Annotated in this window: 20 protein-coding genes and 1 other RNA gene; 20 read left to right on the top strand and 1 reads right to left on the bottom strand. The window is 52.4% G+C overall.

Going from position 1 to position 26393, the window contains the following annotated elements:
* The first annotated feature begins 132 nt into the window (after nucleotides 1–132).
* The 20 genes from F3F93_RS05835 to F3F93_RS05740 all read left to right on the top strand — a co-directional run bounded on the left by F3F93_RS05835 (nucleotide 133) and on the right by F3F93_RS05740 (nucleotide 25025).
* Entirely contained in the window at nucleotides 133–1374 is a 1242-nt protein-coding gene (locus F3F93_RS05835) for an acetate kinase (protein ID WP_176958222.1), read from the top strand.
* A complete protein-coding gene (gene pta, locus F3F93_RS05830) occupies nucleotides 1371–3491 on the top strand; it encodes a phosphate acetyltransferase (protein WP_176958221.1) in 2121 nt (706 codons plus the stop codon). The genes F3F93_RS05835 and pta overlap by 4 nt, the downstream gene beginning before the upstream one ends.
* 53 nt (nucleotides 3492–3544) lie before the next feature.
* Nucleotides 3545–3720: non-coding RNA, 6S RNA (gene ssrS / locus F3F93_RS05825), on the top strand.
* Nucleotides 3721–4055: 335 nt separating this feature from the next.
* The gene (locus F3F93_RS05820) at nucleotides 4056–4715 is read left to right on the top strand and encodes an adenylate/guanylate cyclase domain-containing protein (RefSeq protein WP_176958220.1); all 660 of its coding nucleotides are present in this window, start codon (nucleotides 4056–4058) and stop codon (nucleotides 4713–4715) included.
* Between the two features lie 72 nt (nucleotides 4716–4787).
* Entirely contained in the window at nucleotides 4788–5309 is a 522-nt protein-coding gene (locus F3F93_RS05815) for a DUF4390 domain-containing protein (RefSeq protein ID WP_176958219.1), read from the top strand.
* On the top strand, nucleotides 5306–7468 hold the full coding sequence (locus F3F93_RS05810) for an ATP-binding protein (protein ID WP_347239209.1): 2163 nt from the start codon (nucleotides 5306–5308) through the stop codon (nucleotides 7466–7468). The genes F3F93_RS05815 and F3F93_RS05810 overlap by 4 nt, the downstream gene beginning before the upstream one ends.
* Complete coding sequence (locus tag F3F93_RS05805; RefSeq protein ID WP_176958218.1) at nucleotides 7465–8874, top strand: sigma-54 dependent transcriptional regulator; 1410 nt, start codon at nucleotides 7465–7467, stop codon at nucleotides 8872–8874. Before F3F93_RS05810 ends, F3F93_RS05805 begins: the two co-directional genes overlap by 4 nt.
* A complete protein-coding gene (gene trkA, locus F3F93_RS05800; protein WP_176958217.1) occupies nucleotides 8871–10244 on the top strand; it encodes a Trk system potassium transporter TrkA in 1374 nt (457 codons plus the stop codon). The genes F3F93_RS05805 and trkA overlap by 4 nt, the downstream gene beginning before the upstream one ends.
* A gap of 9 nt (nucleotides 10245–10253) precedes the next feature.
* The gene (locus tag F3F93_RS05795) at nucleotides 10254–11693 is read left to right on the top strand and encodes a potassium transporter TrkG (RefSeq protein WP_347239208.1); all 1440 of its coding nucleotides are present in this window, start codon (nucleotides 10254–10256) and stop codon (nucleotides 11691–11693) included.
* Nucleotides 11694–11737: 44 nt separating this feature from the next.
* Nucleotides 11738–13237: a leucyl aminopeptidase gene (locus tag F3F93_RS05790; RefSeq protein ID WP_176958216.1), complete on the top strand. Its 1500-nt coding sequence runs from the start codon at nucleotides 11738–11740 to the stop codon at nucleotides 13235–13237.
* Nucleotides 13238–13458: 221 nt separating this feature from the next.
* Nucleotides 13459–14061 (top strand): hypothetical protein, encoded by a 603-nt coding sequence (locus F3F93_RS05785; RefSeq protein WP_176958215.1) that lies wholly within the window; start codon nucleotides 13459–13461, stop codon nucleotides 14059–14061.
* Nucleotides 14062–14310: 249 nt separating this feature from the next.
* The gene (locus F3F93_RS05780; RefSeq protein WP_176958214.1) at nucleotides 14311–16053 is read left to right on the top strand and encodes a FimV/HubP family polar landmark protein; all 1743 of its coding nucleotides are present in this window, start codon (nucleotides 14311–14313) and stop codon (nucleotides 16051–16053) included.
* Nucleotides 16053–18482 carry an ATPase, T2SS/T4P/T4SS family gene (locus F3F93_RS05775; protein ID WP_347239207.1) on the top strand — a complete coding sequence of 810 codons (2430 nt, stop codon included), beginning with the start codon at nucleotides 16053–16055 and terminating at the stop codon, nucleotides 18480–18482. Before F3F93_RS05780 ends, F3F93_RS05775 begins: the two co-directional genes overlap by 1 nt.
* A 44-nt stretch (nucleotides 18483–18526) precedes the next feature.
* Nucleotides 18527–19246, top strand: a complete 720-nt coding sequence (locus F3F93_RS05770) for a phosphatase PAP2 family protein (RefSeq protein ID WP_241696999.1) — start codon at nucleotides 18527–18529, stop codon at nucleotides 19244–19246.
* Complete coding sequence (locus F3F93_RS05765; protein WP_176958213.1) at nucleotides 19239–19679, top strand: DNA polymerase III subunit chi; 441 nt, start codon at nucleotides 19239–19241, stop codon at nucleotides 19677–19679. The genes F3F93_RS05770 and F3F93_RS05765 overlap by 8 nt, the downstream gene beginning before the upstream one ends.
* Entirely contained in the window at nucleotides 19676–20125 is a 450-nt protein-coding gene (locus tag F3F93_RS05760; protein ID WP_176958212.1) for a PilZ domain-containing protein, read from the top strand. The genes F3F93_RS05765 and F3F93_RS05760 overlap by 4 nt, the downstream gene beginning before the upstream one ends.
* On the top strand, nucleotides 20122–20808 hold the full coding sequence (locus F3F93_RS05755) for a DUF2461 domain-containing protein (RefSeq protein ID WP_176958211.1): 687 nt from the start codon (nucleotides 20122–20124) through the stop codon (nucleotides 20806–20808). The genes F3F93_RS05760 and F3F93_RS05755 overlap by 4 nt, the downstream gene beginning before the upstream one ends.
* 309 nt (nucleotides 20809–21117) lie before the next feature.
* Nucleotides 21118–21798 (top strand): hypothetical protein, encoded by a 681-nt coding sequence (locus F3F93_RS05750; RefSeq protein WP_176958210.1) that lies wholly within the window; start codon nucleotides 21118–21120, stop codon nucleotides 21796–21798.
* Between the two features lie 104 nt (nucleotides 21799–21902).
* Nucleotides 21903–24545 carry a valine--tRNA ligase gene (locus F3F93_RS05745; RefSeq protein WP_176958209.1) on the top strand — a complete coding sequence of 881 codons (2643 nt, stop codon included), beginning with the start codon at nucleotides 21903–21905 and terminating at the stop codon, nucleotides 24543–24545.
* 294 nt (nucleotides 24546–24839) lie between these two features.
* On the top strand, nucleotides 24840–25025 hold the full coding sequence (locus tag F3F93_RS05740) for a hypothetical protein (protein WP_176958208.1): 186 nt from the start codon (nucleotides 24840–24842) through the stop codon (nucleotides 25023–25025).
* A 6-nt stretch (nucleotides 25026–25031) separates the two neighbouring features.
* Here the strand turns inward: F3F93_RS05740 and F3F93_RS05735 are convergent, their stop codons facing one another.
* Nucleotides 25032–26393, bottom strand: coding sequence for an ATP-binding protein (locus F3F93_RS05735; RefSeq protein WP_176958207.1), 1362 nt, complete (start codon nucleotides 26391–26393; stop codon nucleotides 25032–25034).

The raw sequence follows: 26393 nt of genomic DNA, 5'->3' as shown, positions 1-26393 counted from the left end.
CTACATATCCCAAATCGGCTTAAATGACTGGATTTCGATGCCGTAATAACCCGGTAGGGTGTGTGTCATTATTGAGTCAGGTGGCTCAGGTTCATTTACGTGATGAGTGCAGAGTCGTAGCCTTAGGATTTAATGGGTTCAATAGATCATCGGAGTTATTTTTCAGTGTCAAATACAATGGTTCTGGTCATCAATACAGGCAGCTCTTCGATCAAAATGGCGCTGGTGGAGATGCCGTCGGAGAAACTACTCAGTGAGGCTGTGACTGAGCGAGTTGGTGAGGCCGGTACAATTCTGAGCTGGAAGGTTGGCGGTGAAATCCAACAGTTTGATCTTGCCGGTGCAGTGCATGATGCTGCTATGGCGAAGATGCTCGAAATCCTGTTTGCCCGCGTGGACAGAGAGAGCATTGCCGCAGTTGGTCACCGGGTTGTACATGGTGGCGAAAAATTCATAAAACCGACACTGCTGGATGAATCTGTCATTGCGGAGATCACATCACTCTCACACCTGGCGCCACTGCACAACCCTGCCAACCTGTTGGGTATTCAGGCAGCGATGAAACATCTGCCACTCATTCCTCATATCGCAATTTTTGATACCGCGTTTCATCATGCGATGCCACCCCATGCAAGTCTCTATGCTGTGCCCTACAGCTGGTACAGCGATTATGGTGTGCGCCGTTATGGTTTTCATGGCAGCAGTCACCACTATGTGGCACAGCAGGCAGCGCAGTTACTTGGTCGCGGCTTTAATGATTGTCACCTGATTACCGCGCATCTGGGTAATGGTTGCAGCGCTACGGCTATCGCCAATGGTATCAGCGTGGATACCACGATGGGTATGACGCCACTGGAAGGGCTGGTTATGGGGAGTCGCAGTGGTGATGTGGATCCGGGGCTGCATGAGTATATGGCCAGAGTCAGTGGCGCTTCCCTGACAGAGATCAGCGAAGCACTGAATCGGAAGTCCGGTCTTCTGGGGCTATCGGGCCGGAGCAATGATATGCGCACCCTGCTGGAGGCAGCCGAAGCTGGCGATGAAAGATCAGCCCTGGCCGTGGATATCTTCTGCTACCGACTGGCAAAATCCCTGGCCGGGCTTGCTGTCGCACTTGGCCAGATTGATGCCATCGTCTTTACCGGCGGTATTGGTGAGCATGCTGCGGTTGTGCGCGACAAGACTGTGGCGCAACTGACCATTCTGGGAGTGGCGCTTGATGCGGAGAGAAACAGGCAGCATGGCAGCGCCTCGCATGGGTTTATCAGCAGGGCAGAGGGTTCTATTCCCGTGCTGGTTGTTGCCACCAGTGAAGAGACCATGATTGCCCGCTATGCATACGAAGTGTTAAACCAAGAGGAAAAGATCACATGAGTCACGCATTTCTACTTGTTTCCACCGGATCAGGGGCAGGTTTGACCACGGTCAGTCTCGGCATGGTGCGGGCGCTGGACCGCATCGGCATTCGTGCGGGATTTTGTAAGCCGGTTGCGCAGCTGCGTGACAGAGATCATGGCCCCGAACGTTCCACGCGTCTGGTTGAGCACATGATCGATGTCAAAGCGCCGCAACCGATAAGCCTCAGGCGGGCCACTTCGCTGCTGGGATCGGGCAAAGAAGGGATGTTGATGGAGGAGGTGATCGCTCTCTATCAGCAGAGCTCTCGCCATACCGATGTTGTGATTGTCGAGGGATTGGTTGCTGATGGCCATGCCGGATATGCCACGCGTCTGAATGCTGCCATTGCCCGAGCGCTGGATGCGGAGGTGATTCTGGTTGGAAAACCCGAGCCTGATCTGGATGAATATATTGATATTACTGCCAATGCCTTCAGTGATGCCAATGGTAGCGCGCTGGCTGGCATCATTATCAACAGGGTGGGAGCTCCAGATGATCTGGAGGCACAGCTGCTGCAGGCTGATGCACTACAAACCTGTTCCGACAGGCCTGATGCACTGCAGGCCTGTGGTGAGATGGGGCGTCACCTGGCCAACAGGTCATGCTATAATATTGGTTGTATCCCTTGGCAGCCGTCGTTAACAGCACCACGCATGTGCGATATCGCCAGCTATCTCGACGCCAAGGTGCTTAATGAGGGAGATATCCGGTTGCGGCGTGTGCAGCGCATGGAGTTATGCGCACGCACGCTGGCCAATATTCACAGTGTTTATCAACCGCATACGTTGTTGATCTTCCCCGGAGATCGTGACGATGTCTTTGTTGCAGTATGTATGGCGGCTATGAATGGGGTGCGTATTGCCGGCATTTTGCTGACAGGCGGTTTGAGGCCGAGTTTTGGGATGATGAATCTCTGCGAGCAGGCTCTGCGGACAGGTATTCCACTGTTGCTGGTGGAGAGCAGCTCTTTTCAGACGGCATCGAAGCTGGCCCATATGCCCGCTGAGGTGGCGGTAGATGACTTTGATCTGATCGATCAGGCTGTTGACCATGTCGCCAACTATCTGGATGCCGGGTGGCTTAAAGCGCGCTGTGCAATTGAACGCAAACCACGCCTCTCACCGGCAGCATTCCGTTATCAGCTGATTCAGCAGGCCTCTCATTCAATGCGCCGCATTGTGTTGCCTGAGGGGGAAGAGCCGCGCACGATCATGGCAGCCTATCAGTGCCAGCAGCGCGGCATCGCCCACTGCATTCTGCTCGGGAATCCTGATAAAATTCATCAGATTGCCTCATCTCAGGGCATCACGCTGAGTGACGAGAGTATGATCATTGATCCGGCGACGATTCGTCAGCGTTATGTTGAGCCTATGGTGGCCCTGCGTAAACATAAGGGGATGACCAGGCAGGTCGCAGAGGATCAGCTGCAGGCCCGTATTGTTCTGGGCACGATGATGCTGGCTATGGATGAGGTCGATGGACTGGTTTCAGGTGCGTTACATACCACCGCCAATACAGTGCGTCCGGCTTTTCAGTTGATCGGTACCAGTGAATCTGCTGAGCTGGTCTCCTCCATATTTTTCATGTGTCTGCCCGATCAGGTGGTGGTCTATGGCGATTGCGCCATTAACCCGGATCCTGATGCCAGCCAGTTGGCCGATATTGCCATACAGAGTGCGGATTCGGCCAGGCGATTTGGTCTTCAGCCAAGGGTGGCGATGATCAGCTACAGTACCGGTGAATCGGGGGCGGGACTGGATGTGGATAAGGTGCGACAGGCTACTGCCATGGTCCGAGAGCGCAGGCCGGATCTGATTGTTGATGGGCCGCTACAATATGATGCTGCTGCAATTGTTTCGGTCGGCAAAAGCAAGGCACCGAAAAGTCAGGTGGCGGGTCAGGCTAACGTGTTTGTGTTTCCCGATCTTAATACCGGCAACACCACCTACAAAGCGGTACAGCGCAGTGCTCATGTTGTCAGTATCGGACCGATGTTGCAGGGCTTGCGTAAACCGGTGAATGATCTCTCACGTGGTGCATCTGTCGAAGATATTGTCTATACCATTGCCCTGACTGCGATTCAGGCGGGCTGATTATCAGGCTTCTTTTTCCTTGCTTATTTCAGCTGAAAAATGTATATTGTTTTCAGAAGCTGCAGTGGCGTTGTGGCTTATATACTTGGGTCGATACGCTATAATTGGGAGCTTACCTATTCCGGCTGTGTGAATGCCTCTACGGGCGTACCTGATGTCGGAATGACGCGCCCACCTGAGCAGAAAAGGGTTCAGTTTATATAGGCCACAGCGCCACTGCAGTTTTTAAGAACTCCTCCAGAGCCCGCAATTGCGCGGGCTCTGTTCTTTTTTGCGCCACTGTTTTGAGTGGTAGGCATGTGATCAGTCGTGGTAGAATTAATAACTTTTAACTGATGGTTAACCCGTCTCTTACTTGGAAGTCGCTACGGTTTGTCCTGTCTGGCGCTACTCCTCCCTCCCCTCCCTAGTGTTTCGCGTCAGATATCAGGCTCCGGCATCTGCCGGAGCCTTTTTCTTTTCTGATTCAGGTGCAGCGCTGCCATATGCAAAAGTTGGCATTGCTATTGCTGTGGGGTATGAGGCCTCTATGGCTGAGGTTTCCATATCAACTGGGAGGAAGGCATGAGTCCGCAACATCTACAGCATCGGTTATTGCCGGTTCATATGTTTCTGCCACGGGAAACGGTAGAGATGCTCAAACAGTATGGTGCTGACTTCCCACGTGATCTCGCTCTGGAACAGGATATGACCATTCTTTTTAGTGATATGCGGGATTTTACCGAGTTGGCAGAGCGTTATCATCCACATGAGGTGTATGCCACAATCAATGCCAGTCTTGCCATTCAGGTGCGTGCCATTCATGCCCATGGTGGCAGCATCAATAAATTTCTTGGTGATGGCCTGTTGGCCTGCTTCTCCGGTGAGGGGAAGAGTGAGCGCGCGCTGGGTTGTGTCTTGGAGATGTTGAAGAGGCTGCCGGAGAATGAGGGTAAGAAGTTGCCCTGCAGGGTCGGTTTTGGCCTTCATAGCGGACGGGTGTTGCTTGGTATGTTGGGTGATGAGGAGCGTTGGGAGTTTACTGTGGTCGGTGATGTGGCCAATACAGCCGCAAGGCTGTGTGGAATCGCCAAGCCCTTTCAGGCGCTGTTGACCGAAAGTGTGGCTGCTGATCTTCCCAGTGAAAAAAAGGAGCGCTATTGTAGCTACCTCCATCCGCAAATGTTTAAGGGTAAAAAGCATGCGATCGATATCTATCAGGTTGATACTGAAGCGGATTATTAACGTCGAACTCGTAGTCATCTGCTGTTACACTGCCGCCTGATGATGTGTGTTTGGCGATGCAGATGGGTGAACATGATCCCGCTTCTGGCAGCTTTTTTTATTGCTGTCTGCGGCACTGCATCTGCAGCAGAGAGAAGTACTTTGAATGTGCAGATGGATGACAGGGTCATCTATTGTGCCGCCACCCTGAAAAATAGTGACGATATTTTTTTTCACGCTTTGAAAGATGGCATCCCTGTTGCCACGGTATGGAGTGTACAGGTCGACAGGCCTCGGGAGTACTGGCTGAATAAAAGCATTGCCGGCATTGTTGTTGTTCGCCGGGTGGTCCCTGATCTGTTGTCTCGCAGCTGGCTGCTGGAAGATCAGGCCAGTGGCATCTCCCGCCGCGTCTATACCGTTTCCGAAGTAAGCCGCTTCCTCTCAAACCTTGACCATTTCCCGGTTCTTGATCGCAGCCTTCTTGCTGCAAATACAGTTTATCTGATGCGTGCATCCGTGGAGTTGCACACGGGTGATATCAATGATGCATGGTGGAATGGTCTGATGAAGTCACCGCATGATACGATGCAACAGGAGTTTTCACTGCCGTGAGGCGACTGGGTGTTATGCGGCTGATCCCGCTGTTGATGTCTCTGGTGCTGCTGACGATCACGGTCATTCTTTGGCCTGCAGCAGAGCATGAATCAGCGCTGCTTGCATGGGTGAATGTCGGACTGATGTTGATTCTCTCGCTGCTGCTGATTCAGTACGGTATCAAGCTTGTTCGCGAACGCAGAGAGCCGCCTCCTGGCTCACGCCTGCGCGCCAAGCTGGTTATTGCTCTGGTCGGCATGCTGCTTATTCCGGCTATGGTCATCCAGATGGCAGCCAACCAGATGGTCGAGCGGGGTATGGATGTCTGGTTTGATGTACGTGTGGATACTCTGCTGGATCGTGCACTGAATCTGGCACAGGGATTTTATGAGCGCGTTGAGATAGATATGAAGCGCAGTATGGTAAACTATATTAGCGACAGTACGCTGATTGAGGCTGCCTCAGGCAGTCTGGACTACAGTTCTGTGACTACCTATCTGGCCGGGATCAGGGGTGTTGAGGGGTGGCAGAAAGCGGAGCTGTTTGATATTAATGAACTTCTTGTCGGTGGGGTGCAGCTGGGTGAACTCAGTGCACTGCAGGCTGAACCACTGAGTGAATCGGCAAAGTTGTCAATGCGTCTGGGCAGGGTGGCGACTGAGCTTTTAACGCGCGACGGTGGTGAGGTTGCAGTGGGCTATGCCCCGATTGTTGGCCCGACATCTGTGATTGGTCTGTTGCGTGTTGAGATTCGTCTGCCAGCCGGTGTGATTCAGAATGCCCGTGCTGTAGAATCAGATTATCGCAGTTATCGTCAGCTTGAGCATAACCGTCAGAATATCCGTGAGACATTTACCCATGTGATGCTGTTTGTGACGCTGCTGGTGGTACTGGTGGCGGGTCTGGTTGGTCTGCTTTTTGCGCGCAGATTGACTGCGCCGGTCGGGGATCTTGCCGATGCGCTAAGACGGGTCACTGAAGGCGATCTGAATGTGGCGATCTCCGAATCATCCCAGGATGAGTTGGGCTCTCTGGCGCGCTCCTTTAACACCATGGCGAATCGACTGAAAATGAATGTGGAGGCAATTGAGCAGGCGCAACAGGATCTGACCAAGGCACTGGATAATAGTCGTCAGCGCCAATATGTACTGGAGTCTCTGCTGGCCAATTTGCATACCGGTGTGCTGCTGGTTGATGGCGGTGGTCGGGTTCGCCTGCTTAATCAGGCGGTAAGGGAGATTCTGCAGTTGCCTGATAACTGGATGCCCAGTGTCGATATTCTGCAGGCGACGCAGGGAAGCCTGCACGATATTGGTGAGTTTTATGGCGAACTCAGCCAGCAGCAGGAGGATCACCTGCAACGGGAGTTTGATATTGAGCTCTCTGAAGGGCGCAGCCTGCATGTGCTTGCTCGCGGGGCACGGCTGAGTGAGACCGGCGCCAGTGGTTTTTCAGGTTATCTGCTGGTGATTGATGACATCTCCGATCTTGCCGAGGCGCAGCGCAACAAAGCCTGGGCTGAGGTGGCTCGCCGACTCGCCCATGAGATAAAAAATCCACTGACACCGATTAAACTCTCGGCTGAACGGCTGCAGCGGCGATTCCGCTCGCAGGTGGACGATGAGAAGGTGTTTGATGTCTGCACCCATGCGATTATTGCACAGGTGGAGCGGTTGCAGCGTTTGATTGCCGACTTCTCAACGCTGGCAAGAATGCCACAGCCGAAAATACGACAGGCATCGGTGGCTTCACTGCTGCGAGAGATGGATGAACTGTTTAACAGCTATCGCCGTCTTGATGTAAGATCGTGTGATGCTGACTGGAGTTGCTGCTGTGATCCTGATCAGGTGCGTCAGGTTCTCATTAATCTGATGGATAATGCACTTGCGGCGACCGAAGGTATGGGCGGCAAAGCTGTTCGACTCTATGCCCGGATGAGTGAAGAGTGTGTTGAATGGCACGTAGAGGATGATGGTGTGGGCATTGAGGCTGCATCGGCTGCGCAGCTTTTTGAGGCCTACTACTCCACCAAGAGCAATGGCTCTGGCCTGGGACTGGCAATCGCCAAACGAATTGCCGAGGATCATGGTGGACGATTAAATCTGGTTTCAGCTGCGAAACCAACACACTTCTGCCTGCGCTTGCCCAGGAGGGTGGAAGAGATGGAGGAGTCATGACTGCACGAATCATGATTGTGGATGATGAAGAGCCGATTCGAGATTCACTGCAGGGGCTCTTTGAAGATGAAGGCTATCTGGTGGTCTCTGCGGCATCTGGCGAAGAGGCGATGGCGAGGCTGCGCAAACAGAGTGTGGACTGTGTGCTACTCGATATCTGGATGCCCGGTATTGATGGCCTGGAAACCTTGAGTCGTATTCATCAGGTTGATGCCAATCTGCCGGTTATTATGATGAGCGGACATGCCACAATTGATACCGCTGTGCGCGCAACCCGTCAGGGCGCGTTTGATTTTGTCGAGAAACCACTCTCCTTTGATCGCCTGATGATTCTCTGCCGTAATGCGGTACAAAAGCGCAGGCTGGAGCAGGAGAACAGTGACCTAAAGCGGCAGGAGAAAGATCACCACAGCCGCAGAGAGTTGATAGGTCAAAGTGCTGTCATCACCGAAGTAAAGGCCCTGATCAAAAGGGTGGCCATCTCGGATTCTCCTGTGCTGATTGTTGGCGAACATGGTACTGGTAAAGCTGTTGCTGCCACACTGTTGCACGAGGCTTCCAAACGAAAGGATGGCCCCTTTGTTGAGGTGAATACAGCCAGTGTTATTGCCAACCGAATGGATTCGGAACTGTTTGGTCATGAGAAGGGCGCCTTCACCGGCGCCTTGCATTCGCAGCGCGGCCGTTTTGAAGCTGCCAACGGGGGAACGCTCTTTTTTGATGAGGTGACCGAACTCAGTCTTAGTGCGCAGGCCAAGATTCTGCGTGTCATGCAGGAGCGGGTGGTGCAACGGCTGGGCAATCCCACAGCACTGCCTGCCAATGTTCGTCTGATTACTGCCAGCTCCCGTGATCTCGATCAGAGCCTTCGGGATGGAGCGTTACGGGAAGATTTTTACTATCGGCTGAATGTCGTCTCCATTCGTATGCCATCACTCAGGGAGCGTATTGAAGATATGCCGCTTCTTGTCGAAACGCTGGCAGCTGAGCAGGCTAACGAACTGGGAGGAGAACCGGTGCGTTTCAGTTCAGAGGTGTTAGGAGCATTAATGGCATACCATTGGCCGGGTAATGTCCGCGAACTGCGCAACTATATTGAGCGTTGTCATATTCTCATGCCCGGCGAAGAGATGACACGTGCAAGCATGCTGCCGCCGGATCAGTCCACTACCCAGGTCTCTCACAGCAGTACTACTGCAAAAGCATCCATTGCCATGCCCGGTGTCGAAGCCGATAGCTTTCATGAGGCGCGCGAGGCTTTTGAGCGCAGCTACCTTTTACAAAGCCTGGAGAAACATGAGTGGAATATCAGCCGTACTGCCGCCGATATCGGCATGGAACGAAGCCAGTTGCACCGTAAGATCAAGGCGTTCGGACTAGTGCCGCCTGAGAGGGAATCTTTATGAATGTAGTAATTCTCGGGGCAGGTGAAGTTGGCTTTCACATTGCCAGCCGTCTGGCGACAGAGGGTAATAATGTATCTGTCGTTGATCAGGATGAGGTGCGTTTGCAGGTGATCTCCGACTCCATGGATGTGAAAACTATCTGTGGTATGGCCTCGCACCCGCGCATTCTGGAGGCAGCAGGTGCAGCCAATGCTGACCTGTTGATTGCGGTGACCACCAATGATGAGGTGAATATGCTCGCCTGTCAGGTGGCACACTCGCTGTTTAAGGTGCCAACCAAGCTGGCACGTGTGCGTGAGGCAGATTATGCCCTGCATCGGGATCAGTTGATCGGCAGGGATGATCTGCCCATTGATGTGATCATCTCGCCGGAAGGTGAGGCCGCTAAGGTGGTGATGGGTCGCTTGAATGTATCCAGCGCACTGGATGCCCGTGAGTTTTTCGGTGGTGAGATTCAACTGGTTGAATTTGTAGTTCGCCCCAAGAGCCTGCTGGCCGGACTCTCATTGATGGAGCTGCCGGAGGTGATGGGTGATCTTGATGTCTATGTCGTGGCGCATGAACACAATAATCGCTGGACTGTTCCCAAAGGTAATACTGTGCTGCTCTCCGGCGACAGTATTTATGTTGCAGTTTCACGCAGGCAGCTTGATAAATTGATGATCAGGCTCGATATGGCCTGCCACTCACCGCAGGGACGTAATGTGATGATGGTTGGCGGTGGTCATATCGGTTTCAAGGTGGCCTCCGAGCTGGAGAAGGCCGGTGCGCTGGTCAAGCTGATTGAGTCCAACGGACCAAGGGCGGAGTGGCTTTCGGATCAGTTCAGCAATGTGGTGGTGATCCATGGTGATGCACTGGATCAGAAACTGCTGGAGGAGGAGAACATCGATAAGATGGATGATTTCCTTGCCCTGACCAATGATGATGAGACCAATATTCTCAGCAGCCTGATCTCCAAACGATACGGTGTGCCGCATGTGGTTACACTGGTGAACCGTTCCATCTATACACAACTGGTTCGTCAGATCGGGTTGGATGTTACCGTCTCTCCTCGCCTCTCTACTGTTGCTTCGATTCTCAGTTTTGTGCGCAAAGGGCGTATTCACGGTATGGCTTCACTGGCTGATGGCAACCTGGAGGTGCTGGAAGCTGAGGCGCTTGAGACCAGTGCAATTCTCAACAAGCCTCTGAAAGAGCTCTCCATGCCGGAAGATACGGTGATCGGGGCAATTCTGCGCGATGGTAAAATTATTGTGCCCAATGGCCGAGTGAAGGTGGAGACACACGATCATGTATTGATTGTGACTACGAGCGCTTCGGTGCCTGAAGTTGAGAAGCTGTTCGAAGTGCATCTCGAATTCTTTTAGAGGTGATGCGTGCATCCTAAAGGTGTAATCTGGACTATCGGTATTCTTGTGGCGCTCTACGGAGCCAGCATGATGATTCCGGCGCTTGTGGCGCTCTACTATGGTGCCGGACACGTCGTTGAGTTTCTTGAGGCCGGTGCCATTGTCATCCTGTTCGGTGCCTCCATGGTCCGTTACGGCGGTAGAGCGCCGAGTCAGTTAAGCCATCGCGACGGCTTTATGATTGTTGCCCTGGCATGGTTAATTCTATCGCTGCTGGGAGCCGTTCCATTCTGGACAACTGGTACGGTATCGACTGTGGTCGATGCCCTGTTTGAGTCAACATCCGGCCTGACAACGACCGGAGCAACCATACTTTCCGGTCTGGACGATATGCCTCGCTCCATTCTCTTCTGGCGTTCCATGCAGGAGTGGCTGGGAGGTATGGGTATCATCGTTCTGGCCGTGGCTGTAATGCCGCTGCTCGGTGTCGGTGGCATGCAGCTGTTTAAGGCGGAAACACCGGGCCCCGTTAAGGATAAGCTGACTGCGCGGGTAACAGAAACAGCCAAATTGCTCTGGTATCTCTATCTTGGCCTGACCATGGTCTGTGCGCTCTCTTACTGGCTGGCTGGTATGACACCTTTTGATGCGATCAATCATGCCATGTGTACGGTGGCCATTGGTGGTTTCTCCACCCATGATGCCAGCTTCGGCTTCTATCACGGCATACCGCTGCAACTGGTTGCGGTCTTCTTTATGATCTTTGCCGGTATCAACTTTACCCTGCACTTTGCCGCTGCGTTGCACGGCTTCTCACTGCGCACCTATCTGCAGGATGAGGAGTTCAAAACCTATATCCTCTGGATCTCGGTGATGCTGATCCTTATCGGTGGCATGATCGGCTGGACCGGTCAGGATGAGGTGATACATGTGATCTTCAATGTGGTCTCCATCGCCACAACGACCGGCTTTGCTGTCAGTGACTATAGTCTCTGGCCTCCGGGGGCGACGATGCTGCTGCTGATGACGATGTTTGTCGGCGCCTGCGCCGGTTCAACCGGTGGCGGTATGAAGGTGGTACGTATCCTGCTGCTGTTTCGCCAGGGCATGCGTGAGATTCGCCGTCTGGTGCACCCGCACGGCGTGATTCATGTCAAGATGGGTAGTCACCGCATCTCCTCTAAAGTGACTGAGGCGTTGTGGGGGTTCGCAGTCCTGTTTTTTGTCTGCTATATCATTATTGCTACACTGCTGGCCTTTACCGGCGTGGATATGGTGACCTCTTTTACCGCAGCAGCAGCGTGCATCACCAATACCGGTCCCGGTTTTGGTCAGGTGGGGCCTGCCAACACCTATGCCGATCTTCCCGAGATGGCCAAAAGCGTTCTTATCTTTGGCATGATTCTCGGTCGTCTTGAGATTTATACATTTTTCGTGATGCTGGTGCCCGAGTTCTGGCGCGATTAAGCGTCGCCGGCATATTTCCCATCTTTAATTGAACAGAGGTTGTTATGATTGAGATTTCAGTAAAAGCAGGCCACGCACATAAGCAGCGTGATGATGCAGTGATTATCCCGCTACTTGATGGGCGTAAATTGACGGAGTCGGGAAAGGCACTACAGGAAGCTACAGGCAAAAGTTTGCCATCGTTTCTGCGTAAGTTTGATCTAAGCGGGAAATTCGCTGAAACAGGTACGCTTTATGATGTTGAGGGTGCCTATAGTCAGCGCATTGTACTGTTAGGCTGTGGCGAGGAGAAGAAGCTGACACTGCAGAAACTGCGTTCTCTGGCAGCCCGGATAGCCCGCGAGCTTGAAAAGAGTGGGGCGCGTGATGTCTCGCTCTATCTGCCAGAGTTGGAGGTGCGCGGCGCATCGGTTGCTGAGCGGGTACAGGCTATCGCTGAGGGTATCTGGCTTGGCCTCTATAGCTTTGAGAAGTACAAGAGTAAAAAGGAGGAGAACAGGCGGGCATTGCGATCGCTGACTGTTATGGTGGCGTCGCGCCGGGATCTGGATGATGCAGTTGCCGCAGTGGCGCGGGCACGGGCGGTAGCTTGCGGAACCAACTTTGCCCGCGATCTGGCCAATGAACCGGGTAATGTTTGTACGCCGGAGTTCCTTGGTGATCAGGCTTCCTCACTGCGTCATGATAAGTTGAAAGTGACCGTAATGGATAAAAAGGCGATCCAGAAGGCGGGGTTCACGGCGCTGCTGGCTGTTAATCAGGGCTCTGCCAAAGAGCCGCGTTTTATTGTGCTGGAATACAACGGTGGTAAAGGGTCGGAGGCACCGATTGCTCTGGTTGGCAAGGGATTAACCTTTGATGCCGGCGGCATCTCAATCAAGCCCGGTGCACAGATGGATGAGATGAAATTTGATATGTGCGGTGCAGCGGCTGTGCTGGGCATCTTCAAATCGGTTGTCGAAATGAACCTGCCTGTCAATCTGCTTGGTGTGATTCCGGCAACCGAGAATCTGCTCGGCTCTGCGGCCTATAAGCCGGGTGACATCATCACCAGCTACAAAGGCATCACTATCGAAGTGCTCAATACCGATGCCGAAGGGCGCATTATTCTCTCTGATGCCCTTGCCTATGCGGCGGAGAAAAAACCGGCTGAAATTATCGACTTTGCCACACTGACAGGTGCCTGCGTTATCGCACTCGGTGGCCAGGCCTCAGGGCTCTTGGGAACCGGTGAGCAGCTGAAGAAATCGCTCAAACGATCCGGTGATTATACCCATGACCGGGTGTGGGAGCTGCCGATGTTTGAGGAGTATCAGGAGCAGATTAAGTCCGATATCGCGGATATCAGGAATATTGGAGGCAGAGAGGCCGGGACGATTACAGCTGCATGTTTCCTCTCCCGGTTCGTGGATGATATTCCCTGGGCACATCTCGATATCGCCGGTACAGCATGGAATATGAAAGGCAGCGACATCTGTGCCAAAGGCGGAACCGGTGCAGGTGTGCGACTGGTTATGGATTACCTCTCCAGAAAGAGTGCTTAAGTGAAACATTTTCCCTGCAAAGGTGGCTGTTAGTTGCCGATGGAGGGGAAAATATTTCCTTTGTGAATAAGCCTGTATGTCTCAAGTGGTTGAAATTAAAGGGGTAATAACCCTGGCTTTCGGCTTGCTTCTGTTTGGGTATGCAAGTTGTGTCACACCATACCCTTCTGCCGCCTGCTGCTTCTGCAAAAGCCAGGCCGGCAGCCTTGCAGCCTCAGATTGTGGAGCAATTGACGCCGACCAAGCCGGCTGAGGAGACTTCCGGCTACTGGCAGTCCGGCAAGTTCAGCTTTAGTGATTTCATCGACATGATCAATCCTCTGCAGCATCTGCCGGTGATCTCGGGGCTCTATCGTAAACTGACCGGTGATGAGATGGGGGATGGCCCGCGCATGATCGGTGGTGCCGTGTATGGTGCCCTGCTTGGCAGCTGGGTTTCTGGTCTGGCATCGGCTGTGGCCAATGTGTTTGTCTCCCACTCAACAGGCAAGGACATTCCTGAACATGTCATGAGTGTAGCCATGCCTGCCAGAACATCGACAAAATCTGCTGCCCGCACTCCGGCATTTGCACCAACGCATGCAGATCATACACCTCGCAGGGCAGATGCTGCGCTTGTCGCTGCGCAGAGAGAGCTGGATGTCACACGACGAGGCAACAAACTGCATGCACATGCAAACAGCGTGCCGCAGGCAGCATCAGGCAGTAGAGCCGCCGAAGTTTTATCGCAACTTGAAGAGGCCCAGGCCTCAGCTGCCATTGTGCGCTACAGGCAGCATATCGCTATCGATGATATCAAACGGGATACCCACTACTGGGCTTAAACGGTCTCTGTTCAGGAAAAACACAACTTTGATTTGCCTCTGTTTTTCATAGCCATTAAGGTTAAACGCAAGCCTAAGGTGGCACTGTTTTTGCGTAGCTGTTTTATAGTCGCAATTTGATGTGTATAGTGGGTTTTTCTGTCGGGAAAGCAGATTTACAGGGGATGGGGTTTAAGATGAAAATGAGCTTGAAACAGTGATGATGAACAGGGCTTGGTCTATATTCATATGCCACTGTTTGATGTGCCGATGAGAATCAGACTGTTTAACTATCAGGTAGAGGAGAAGTTCAGGCTTCTGTTTGCGCCTGCGCTTATTGTGATGCTGTTGCTGTTTGCATCCACACCATCTTATGCGCTGGGTCTGGGTACGCTGACCCTGAACAGCCATCTCAATGAAAAGCTGGATGCTACTGTACCACTGCTTCTTTCCGATTCTGAAACCATGAAGAAGGTGAGTGTTACGCTCGCATCACCTGCAGAATATCGGCAGATGGGTCTGCCATGGAATGGATTTCTGAAGCTGGTTCGGGTGGAGATCCATAATCGCATGTCAGGCACCCCCTATGTGAAACTGGTCTCTCCTCTGGCGGTGAATGCGCCGTTGCTGTCACTGGTATTAAAGACCAGCAAAGAGGGGCGCGGCACCTATTTCAGGCATTATCAGGTTTTCCTTGATCCCAATGAGATGCCTGCTCTGTATGACAGAAAACCAGAGGTTCTTGCGATCAACAATGCCAGTGACACGCCATTGGTGAGCATTGATAACGGTAGTGACGGGGACAATAGTGGCGATTGGGCACGCATCTGGCGTTATGGGCCGGTCAAAGCGGGTGATAGCCTGAGTGAGGTTGCCTACCGCCTGCGCAAGGATAAACGATTCAGTAACAAGCAGGTGATGCTGGCACTCTACGAAGGTAATCCTGAGAGCTTTGCCAATGGCGATATCAATCATCTCAAGAAGGGTGCGTGGTTGCAGGTGCCCCGTGGTGAGGTAGTGACCAGTTATGGTAGTGCCGCTGCCATGCAGAAATTCAGTCGTCTGCTGGCCAGTTCACCATCGACAGGTACGTCAACCACAATGGCCGAGGTCAAACCTGCTCCATCAGCATCCACTTCAGAAGAGCTGCAGTACAGTGGCAATATCACCCTTAACAAGGCATCAGGGACGCCGGTTTCATCTGCATCCGCACAAGGCGTGGATACGGCTGCCATACAGAAGCTTGATGCGATTCATGAAGAGATGATGTCGGGCAAATTGCAGATGACCGATCTGGGTAACACGGTTGCCTCTCTTGGCAAATCCGTAAGTGGAATTGAGAAGGAGATGAAGACTCTCAAAGCCGATGTCATCATGCTCAAGGCCAAAGCAGAGGCATCATCTTCATCAGAGGGTTTCAATTACTGGATGGCCGGCTTCTTTGTCGTTCTGACGGCTTTTGGTGTTGCCGTGATAAGTCTGCTGAATCGTCGTCAGGTCAAAGGCGCCTGGGAGAAACCGGCGGAAGAAGCAACTGCACCTGCCGCAAGCAGTGCGGTGACAAAAAAAGCGGTGGTTGAGGTTAAAGAGGAGAAGGTCTCTGAGCTGACATCGGAAGTGAAAGCCAAGGTGCCGGAAACACTGTCACTGGAACCGGTTGCACCTGCAGCGGTGAGTATAGAAAGTAAGCCTTCTCCGGAAGTTGAGGCTTCTCCGGAATTGACGCTTGAGAATGAGACGCTGGCCAACAAGATTGAGGAGAGCCTGGGTCATTGTGATTATGAAAAAGCAGAGCAGATGTTGCAGGCCGGTGAGCGGCAATATCCCGACTCATTGCGACTGGCTGCCCTGAAAGCACAGCTCTACCATGAGACCGAGCGTGAAGAGTTACGCAATGAGTTGATCAATAACATCAGTGAATCTTCCGACAAAAAACGCTGGGAGGAGTTCTGCAAGGTTCTGCCCAGTCATGTCTGGAATGCCTGCTTCGGTGACAGTGAGGGGATTCAATAGTGAGTAGTCTCAATAGTCGCTATCAGGCCGTGAAAATCAATCTGATGGATGGTAAAAATCTCAGCGGTTACCTGCTCGGGTTCTCGCCGATCATGAATAAACTTCACTTTATCGAGATCAACGCATCGGGTGAAGAGGTCTCCAGCAAGCTGAGTGTGAAAGAGATTGTTTATATCGGCATGAATCATTCACCCGATGCCACTGTGGAGCACCCCTCAAAGCTTCAGCATATGGATGAGTTGAAGATTGTTACGGTAAATTCTGAGCCGTTCAGGGTGCTTGTGCAGCCGGCCATGTCGCATGCGCCGGGTTTCTTTGCAATTGGAAAGGATGATGACTTTCCGTTTGAGAGGATATTTTTCTATCATCATGGCATCCGTCTGCAGGAGAAACCGGAGCGACTGGGTGATATTCTGGTCGATCAGGAGATAATCTCAGCCGAAGATATCGAGCAGGCGATCCAGCAGCAGATGCAGTCGATGATTCCCATTGGCAACATTCTCAAAGAGCAGGGTAAGCTTAATGAGAAGGATCTTGATCAGGCATTGGCAATGCAGCAGACGCACGAGATGAAGCTGGGAGATCTGCTTGTCGATCAGGCGCTGGTGACGAGCGAAGATGTTGAGCAGGCTCTGGTAGAGCAGGCAGCGACCAAGAAAGATGGTGAAGAGGAGCGCCCTCTCGGCCATATTCTGATGAGTAAGGGTAAGGTGAAGGATGCCGATCTTAATTCGGCGCTGCAGCTTCAGAGTCGACGTAAAATGCGCCTGGGCGAGCTGTTGATCGAAGCAGGTTTGATTGACGATAATGATCTGCAGTATGCGCTGGAAGAGCAGAAGGTACGCGGTCAGCGTATCGGTGAGATTCTGTTGAGTTCCCAGGTGATTACCGAAGATCAGCTGCTCTCGGCACTGGCTAAGAAGTTTCGTCTGCCGACCCTTGATCTGGATGAGTACGAAATCAATCCGATGGCCAGCGTAGAGATCGGCCGTGAAATTATTGAGCGCTATCAGATTATGCCGATCGATTCAGATCGGCACTCCCTGACCATTGCACTCTCAGATCCGATGGGACTAGAGGCTTACGATGGCATCTCCTTTAAAACCGGTAAAAAGGTACATGAGGTTCTGGTCAAAACATCGCAGCTGAAGTCGCACCTCGATAAACTGCTGCAGGAGGAGATCATCGAAGAGGACCTCTCCTGTGAGTTTCTGCATCAGGAGGATATGGAGGATGATGAGCCGTTCAATGAGCTGGAGATTACCCAGTCGGCTGAAGATAAACCGATTGTCCGGCTGGTAAACCGTCTTATCCGCAACGGGCTGCGTAAAAAGGCATCCGATATCCATATTTTGCCACAGGCTAAAAAGATTACGCTGGCCTATCGTCAGAATGGTGAGCTGATTGCAGAGAGTGCGCTGGATAAGAGTCTGCATCGCCAGATCTCTGCCCGTATCAAGATTCTCTCGGGTATGGATATCTCCGAACAGCGCTTGCCTCAGGATGGCCGTCTTATCTTAAGAGAGGGCAAACACACCTATGAGTTCCGTGTCTCCTGTATCCCTAATACTTTCGGTGAGTCACTGGTGTTGCGTGTCCTGAGTAAGGAGGCAGCCGTCGATCTCGATACGCTGGGACTGCGCGAAGATGATATGAAGCAGCTATCCATTATGGCCCGCAAACCATTCGGACTGATTCTGGTGACCGGCCCAACCGGTTCGGGTAAATCAACCACGCTGTTTGCGGTACTCAATTCGATCGCGCATCTGCCTGCCCATATTCTTACCATTGAGGATCCTGTGGAGTCGGAGATTCCCGGGGCTAACCAGATTCAGGTGCATCAGAAGATCGGCATGACCTTTGCCCGCATCCTGCGCAATGTGCTCAGGCACGATCCCGACATCATCATGATTGGTGAGATGCGTGATCCCGAAACCGCTGAGATCGGTATTGAAGCGGCACTCACCGGTCATCTGATGCTCTCCACGCTGCATACCAACTCGGCAGTGGATACCATTATCCGCCTCAATGATCTGGGGATTCCCAACTACCTGATTGCCCCGGCACTGCTGGGCATCATCAGTCAGAATCTATTGAAGAAGCTCTGCCCTGATTGCCGCCGTGAAATTGATAAGAGCGACTCATCCTTTACCATGATCCGTGATCTGGGCCTTGAGGTGCCTGAACATCTCTATGAGAAGGTGGGCTGTGAGAAGTGCAACAATAGTGGTTATGTGGGGCGCCTGATGCTCTATGAGTTCCTTGTGGTGAATGATCAGATTCGCGAGGCAATTCATGAGGGTAAAACCGGTGGCGAACTGCAGAAGATCGCCGTGGCAAACGGTCTGCAGCTGAAGTCGAAGCATGCCCTGAAGATGGCTGCTGATGGCGACATTGATCATCACGACTTTATCTATTCACTGGTCTAAGTCGGATTCACTTTTTTTGCAGCCTCTGGAATCGGTCACTGTAGATGAGTAGTGTCATCCCCATGCCGGATGCTGCTGATGCTTACCCTCTTTTTCGCCTGATCAATGATGCCCATTCACCCTTGGGTGATCAGTTTTTCGGCATTGCCACAGGGCTCGGGGACGGGTTAATTGTTTCGCTACTCTGTTCACTACTGATTCTGTTTCATATGCGGGCAGGTATCGCCTCGCTTGCAGCATTCATCATCTCAGGCCTGGTTGCCCAGATGCTCAAGCGCGCATTTGATATGCCACGTCCACCTGCACTACTCGATAATGTCCATGTGCTTGGGCAGAGCCTCTCGTCGCATAGTTTTCCATCCGGCCATGCAACCTCCGATGGGGTCATGGTACTGCTGGCATTTATTATCTGGTCTCGTGCTGACTGGCGTAGCTGGGGTGTGGCGACACTGTTCTTTCTGGCGGCTGTTGGTCGGATTTATGTCGGCGTACACTTCCCCGTTGACGTGGCGGTGGGGCTGTTTATCGGTATGGTGACGATGTGGCTCTGCTGGAGGTGGAGTGCAAGGTTGCCTGTGGATGCATGGTTGCAATCAGCCTGGTCCTGGAAGGTTCCGGCACTTATTGTGGTTGCGCAGGCCGCTGTGCTTGGCCTTGGCTATCATGTTCAACCTGCAACGGCTCAACCACTGGCGCTTATTCTGCCACTACTGTCGTTGCTGCTGCTGGCACAGGTCTGCAAACAGAGGTTGGCGCATGAGTGATGAGATGAGGGTCCACTTTGAACTGCTCGACAAGGCTGATCGGATTGAGGGTATTGCAAAGCTTCTGCTCAGGCGTGGCCGCTTAACACCGCATCTTCTGGTGCTCTGCCCGGATGCCGGTTTTGCAGCCCAGCTGCATGAGCGGCTGTGGACTGTGCATCCGGAGTCTTTTCTGGCCAACGGCATTGCCGGTGCTGATAAAGAAGCCAACGGGATGCAACCGATTCTTCTGGCAACAGAGATTGTTCGAGATAATGAGCCCGAGGTGCTGGTCAACGGATGCCTTGAGGTGCCACCGGATATCTCCGGCTTTGCCCACCTCGTCGATTTTGTAGATGGCTGGGATGAGTCACTCAAGCAGGCTGCGCGTGAACGTTTCCGCACCTACCGTCAGATGGGGCTCGATCCGAAATATCTGGGTAAGAAGTCATGAGTGGTCTGAATCACGACCAAAATCGCAGGCAGTTTTACCGCCATCCGATAGATGTTCCGATTCAGATCTATCCGCAGAGTGAGCTGGCAGAGAGCGCACCGATGAGTGATCTCAGTGAAGGTGGGCTTGCCTTTCATACCAATGTATTTATTGAGCGAGGGAAGGTATTACGTATCAGGATTCCCTATGTTGATCCTGCCTTTGATGCGAAATGTGTGGTGCGCTGGCAGCGGGTATTCGGTGACGGTGATGGCTTTGAGATCGGCGTAATGTTTCTCGATGAAGAGACAGCCTTCCGCATCAAGATGGTACAGCAGGTGTGCCATATCAAGCACTATCAGAAGCAGCAGCGCGAACTGGGGCGCGAACTCTCATTCGGGGATGCCGCCAATGAGTGGATTGCAGAACATGCTGCAGATTTTAAACCCACGGATATGCCTGAATGAACCATTTCACTCCTGAAACGTTCACTTTCCTTGAAGAGTTGGCAGAGAACAATAATCGCGACTGGTTTGCCGCCAACAAGCAGCGCTACGAGGGTCTGGTGCGCACGCCGGCACTGCATTTTATTGAAGAAGTAGGGGAGCGGTTGCCCGGTGTTTCACCCCATTTCAGAGCCGATGCCCGCAAGATGGGTGGCTCGCTGATGCGAGTCTATCGGGATAGTCGCTTCTCCAAAGATAAGACACCCTACAAGACCAATATCGGTATCCAGTTCCGCCATGAAGTGGGCAAGAATGTGCATGCACCGGGTTACTATCTTCACATTAGTGCTGCCGAATGTTTTATCGGTGTTGGCACCTGGCATCCGCCAGCCGATGCGCTGTATAAAATCCGTGATCTGATGGCCAATGAACCTGATCTCTGGCTTGCTGCTCGTGATGATCCTCAGTTTTCGCGCTGGTTCAGATTGGCCGGTGATAGCCTCAAAACCGCACCGCGTGGTTTCGACAAAACGCATCCGGTGATCGAAGATATCAAACGCAAGGATTTCATCGGTCTCAGCGACATTGCCCCCGCCCTGATTGAACAGCCGGAGCTGGCCGATATCGCCTGCGACTACTTCAAAGCGGGAGAGTCGCTGATGCAGTTTCTCTGCAGAGCCCAGAGGCTTCCTTTCCAGCCGTAAACTTCGGTATCGGCGACACCATTATTTCAGCTCTCATTCAATAACAAATTTTGTCCGATACTCCGAAAGCTAGTAGACGGTCACTGTTATTCGTAATTCTTTATGTCGAAAACAGATGCAATAATATGGCTTTGTTTTTTTCCTGAAAGAGGCAGTTTTCTTTGGGTTTTCCTGGTTGATTCCTGGATGACTTAACTTTCACAGGCAGAAAGATAGGAGAAGTCTATGCTTAATCATCGTATTACTACTGTTTTCTTAAGGCTTTTTACGCTGTTGTTCATAACTGGCTGTGGAGTAAGCACAGTTCGTATGGCAGTGCCTCACGGCATTGAGAATAAAGCTGATCATCTGGCTGTGCAGGATCGTAGTCAGTTCCTTCCCGATTCAGGTTTCAGGCTGGGTGAATACAGGGTGTCAGACGTGGATCGTGGCTGGACTACGACTACCGCCGAAAGTGTTGGGCCCGTTTCTAATGAGACGACTACGGGGAGCTATAGCTACACACTGAGTAAAGCTGGTGAATTGCTCAATGGCAGATGTACCACGGGTGAAACAGGCCAACATGTTGATTTGGGATCGGGTTGGTCAGTGGGTGAAGAGCAGCACGGTTTGACATGTAGTTGCGGTGATCAGGCTAAACTGGTGATCAGTACCGATGATTTGGAAAGTATTGATGATAAGGAGAAGGTCCAGATCACCTATGAGGCTGATGGACAGAGTGCATCGCCATGGTTTTCTGCCGGAGAAGTATATCGAGGGCGACTGTTTATCGGTAACGATAGTTTTGAGGTGACAGCACTTTATGAAGCTGAGGGTGGTATCAACTTGTCCGAACCGCTCGGCTACCGTGTGAGCAGGAGCAGAGCGTTTGTCGGCATGGTGGAGGTTTTATCGCCGGGAAATATGTGGCTGGCCAAAGGGTTAAGCACGCACGTCAGAGATCATATGAGCTGTTTGATGACAGGATTGATGTTCTATCGCCCTGATTAATCTGCTGTATGGAACTTCAGATGAGGAGGCAGTCCTTTACTTGCTCGAATGTAAGCAGGCCGTAGGATGGCCGTCTAATTTGTAACACGTACCGAGGAACCTCCATGAGCCAGCACGAGCTTGCTAAAATTTATGACCCACAGGCGGTTGAACCTGCCATCAATGAACAGTGGTTGAGTTCAGATGCTTTCCGTCCGAAGGCAGACGGCGATGATGCTTACTGCATCGTCATTCCACCGCCAAATGTGACCGGTAGTCTGCACATGGGGCATGCCTTCACCTTCACCATTCAGGATATGCTGATTCGCTGGCAGCGTATGAAGGGGAAATCGGTGCTCTGGCAGCCGGGTACGGATCATGCCGGTATCGCAACGCAGATGGTGGTTGAGCGCATCCTCGATAAAGAGGGACTGCATCGTCGTGATATGGGACGTGAACGTTTCCTTGACCGTGTATGGGAGTGGAAAGAGGAGTCCGGCGGCACCATCGTCTCTCAGCTCAAGCGACTCGGTGCATCATGTGACTGGAGTCGTGAACGCTTTACCCTTGATGAAGGGCTCTCTGATGCTGTTCGTGAAGTGTTCGTGCGTCTTTACGAAGAGAACCTGATCTACCGTGGTAAACGATTGGTCAACTGGGATCCGGTGCTTGAAACTGCGGTTTCTGATCTGGAAGTTGAGCATGATGAGGAGCAGGGCCACTTCTGGCATATCCAGTACCCGCATGCCGATGATCCAAGCAAACATGTGATTGTGGCTACTACACGTCCTGAAACCATGCTCGGTGATGGTGCGGTAGCAGTACACCCTGATGATGAACGCTACAAGGATCTGATTGGTAAACAGCTTATCCTGCCACTCTGTAATCGTACGATTCCGGTGATTGCCGATGAGTATGTTGATCCTGAATTTGGAACCGGTTGTGTGAAGATTACACCGGCGCACGATTTTAACGATTATGATGTCGGCAAACGCCATGATCTGCCGCTGCTGAATATCTTCACCAATCGCGCCCATATCGCTGAGGAGGATTGGATTCCTGAGCAGTATCATGGTCTGGATCGTTACGAGGCGCGTGAGCGTATGGTGGCTGATCTGGAAGCTGAAGGTCTGCTCTATAAGGTGGAGGATCATCAGCACAAGGTGGGTCGTGGTGATCGCTCACATGCGGTGATTGAGCCTTATCTGACCGATCAGTGGTATGTCGATATCAAACCATTGGCAGAACCTGCCATTGCTGCTGTAGAAGATGGCGACATCAAATTTGTGCCGCAGCACTGGGAGAAGACCTATTTCGAGTGGATGCGCAATATTCAGGACTGGTGCATTTCACGCCAACTCTGGTGGGGACATCGCATCCCTGCCTGGTACTGTGAGGATTGCGACCATATTACAGTAAGCCGGGAAACGGCTGAGTGCTGCGGCGGCTGTGGCTCGAAAAAGATTCGTCAGGATGAGGATGTACTGGATACATGGTTCTCATCAGGGCTGTGGCCATTCTCAACCCTTGGCTGGCCAGAGAATACGGAGGAGATGGAGAAGTTCTACTCCACCAATGTGCTGGTCACCGGTTTTGATATCATCTTCTTCTGGGTTGCCCGCATGATCATGATGGGCATGAAGTTTACCGGTAAGGTTCCCTTTAAAGACATCTATATCCATGCGCTGATTCGTGATGCGCAGGGGCAGAAGATGTCCAAGTCCAAGGGTAACGTGATTGACCCGCTGGAGATTATCGGTGACTACGGTGCTGATGCGCTGCGCTTCACGCTGGCACATATGGCGACACCGGGTCGTGATGTGAAGCTTGATATCAAACGCATTGAGTCCAACCGAAACTTTATGAACAAGATCTGGAATGCGGCACGTTTTGTATTCATGAATCGTGGCGAGGCCAAACCGGATGCTTCCATTGCGCCAACTCAGGATGTGAATCGCTGGATTCTCAGTGAGCTGAACAGTTGTACTGCGGATGTTGAGCAGGCACTGACCGATTACCGCTTTAATGAGGCGGCCGGCACGCTCTATAACTTCATATGGGGCAGCTACTGCGACTGGTATGTGGAAGCGGCCAAGGTTGCGCTCTATGGCGACGATGAAGCGGCCAAAGCAGAGACTCAGGTTGTGATGCTGACAGCTCTTGATGGCTGGCTGCGTCTTTTGCACCCGATCTGTCCGTTCATCACCGAAACCCTGTTCCAGGAGCTGCATGGTGCGGATGCACGTCTGGTGACCGATAACTGGTCTCAGAGTTACAGCTCTGATGCGCAGGCTGTCACGCGTATCAACCGTGTGATGGATGTGGTTTCAGCGATCCGTTCGGTGCGCGGTGAGATGAATGTGGCACCGGGTAAACGTATCGATGCGATTATCGCCTGTGGTGCTGAAGTTCAGGCCGATCTTGAAGCAGAGAAAAAGCTGCTGATGAGTCTGGCCAAACTGGAGTCGGTGGCGTGGCAGGATGCTGATAGTGAGGTGGATGGCGCTGCTGTTGCACCGCTGGCTTATGCCAAGGTCTATCTGCCTTTGGCCGGGCTTATCAATGTCGAAGAGGAGACAGCGCGTCTGAACAAGAACATTGCCAGACTCGATAAAGATATCGCCATGAACGAAGGCAAACTCGCCAATCCGAAGTTCTGCGGCAGTGCCCCGGAAGCGGTGGTGGCCAAGGTCCGCACGGATCTGGATGAGGCCAAAGCCAAACGTGAAGAGATGACGGCTGCAATCAAGCGTTTGAGTAGCCTGTAATTTCAGGAAGCTGTTCTGAATGTTTAAAGAGGAGGCTTTTGCCTCCTCTTTTTTTTGTTCGAATGATCTGTTGGATGCGCACTTTTATATCTCCTTCCTGAGAGCGCTGAAACCAACAGAGGGCATGAAATTCCCTTTTTGCAGGAAAAAAAGTCCGCCATTGAAGTCTGCCGTGATTACCAGGCCTTGTATTTATTATATGTAAACAGTGGCACGAATTATGCGATAGATAAGAGTGTAGGAAGAAGCAGGGCAAGGAAGTCCTGTTGAGATTCTAGCTTAATCTGGAGGTGCATGATGGACGGCATCCGGGCAAAAAAAATCGCAGATCGATTTTCAGGCAATCTGAATTTTATCGTACACTCATATTCAGGCGGACTGCTGGTTCGCTACCATCAACATACGCACTACTTTGTGCGCGAGTCCGGTTTCTGGTCCTATGTTTATCGGGCAGCAGGTCTGCCAATCGGTCACGGTTGATGCTTCTCAGACCATCGGAGAGGGCAGGGTAATTGTAACCACAAGCCCACCCTCTGGATGGTTTGCCGCGCTTATCGTGCCACCGTGCAGCTCAACCGCATGTTTGGCGATGGCCAGTCCCAGTCCGTGCCCTCTGCCGCCGGTATGACGCTCACGCGCCTCTGACCCACGAACAAACGGTTCAAACAGCCTGTCCAGCAGCAGTTCATCCGCACCATCACCAAAATCGCGAATCTCAATCTTTATCTGTTCATCGGCCCTGCTCAGAGAGACCTCAACACAATTTTCGGCAGGTGTATGTCTGATCGCATTGCGAACCACATTATCCAGTGCACGTGTGATCCATAAGCGGTCACCCGAGATCTGGCAGGCCACTTTTTCTGTCAGGCTAATATGCTTGTGATGCGCCTGGGCTTCGAAAGCCGCATCCGCAACAATCTCATCCATGATCTCATCCAGATGCAGCGGCTGCAGTTGGATTGCAACCGCGCCCTGTTCGATGCGGGCCAGTGTCAATACCTCGCCAATCAGTTCATTGAGCAGGTTGGCCTCTTTCTCAATGCGGTTAAGCTCCTCCTGTGCACGCTCTCCGGCAGCACCTCTTGCCAGCTCGAGTCCTACTTGCAGTCGCGCCAGTGGTGAGCGCAGTTCGTGGGAGATATCGCGCAAAAGCTGTTTGTGGCTGCCAAGCAGTGACTCCAGCTGCGCAGCCATTTTATCGATACTGAGTGCCAATGCTCCCAGCTCATCGCTACGGGAGGCCACAGATGGATCTGTTCTTGTATTCAGCAATCCGGCGCCGAGCTGCTCGGTGGTCTGTTGAAGTGTGCGGATCGGACGGGTAAACATACGTGTCAGCAGCCAGCTGATCAGTGCAATGGCGAGCAGCACAACACTCAGACGTACAACAAGGGATTGTCTGACGCTATGTTGCATGCTTTCAGGTCTCAGACGTGTGAACGCAGCCCAGTAATATGTATCGCCCTTGTAGCTCACTGGCAGAGCAACGGCCAGCAGCGGTGGATTCACCACTTCGATTCGCGTCTGCTGCCTGATCACCTGTTGGGAAAGCTCCTGCAGTTCGGGCGGCAGCGGCCGCATATGCAGATTATTGCCGTGCTCATCAAGCAGAACCCCGTGAATGTGCTGGTCTCTTCTCAAGGTATGGCGTTGCCACTGACGGTAGGCTGCGGGGCCACCATCAAGGTAGAGGACTACAGCCGTATCACCTGGCGCAGCCAGTGCGCTCATCTGCAATTCGATTGAGCGGTTCTCCTCCAGCCATTTCTGACTTAGCCAGCCGGAGATGGCAGCTGTCAAAACCAGTGTTGCCACAAGCAACAGGAATACCTTCCAGAACAGACGCAT

This window comes from Mariprofundus sp. KV, from assembly GCF_013387475.1.
In the GTDB taxonomy this organism is placed as follows: Bacteria; Pseudomonadota; Zetaproteobacteria; order Mariprofundales; family Mariprofundaceae; genus Mariprofundus.
Note: the sequence above shows the minus strand (reverse complement) of the source record. Positions and strands in the feature narration are given on the sequence as shown.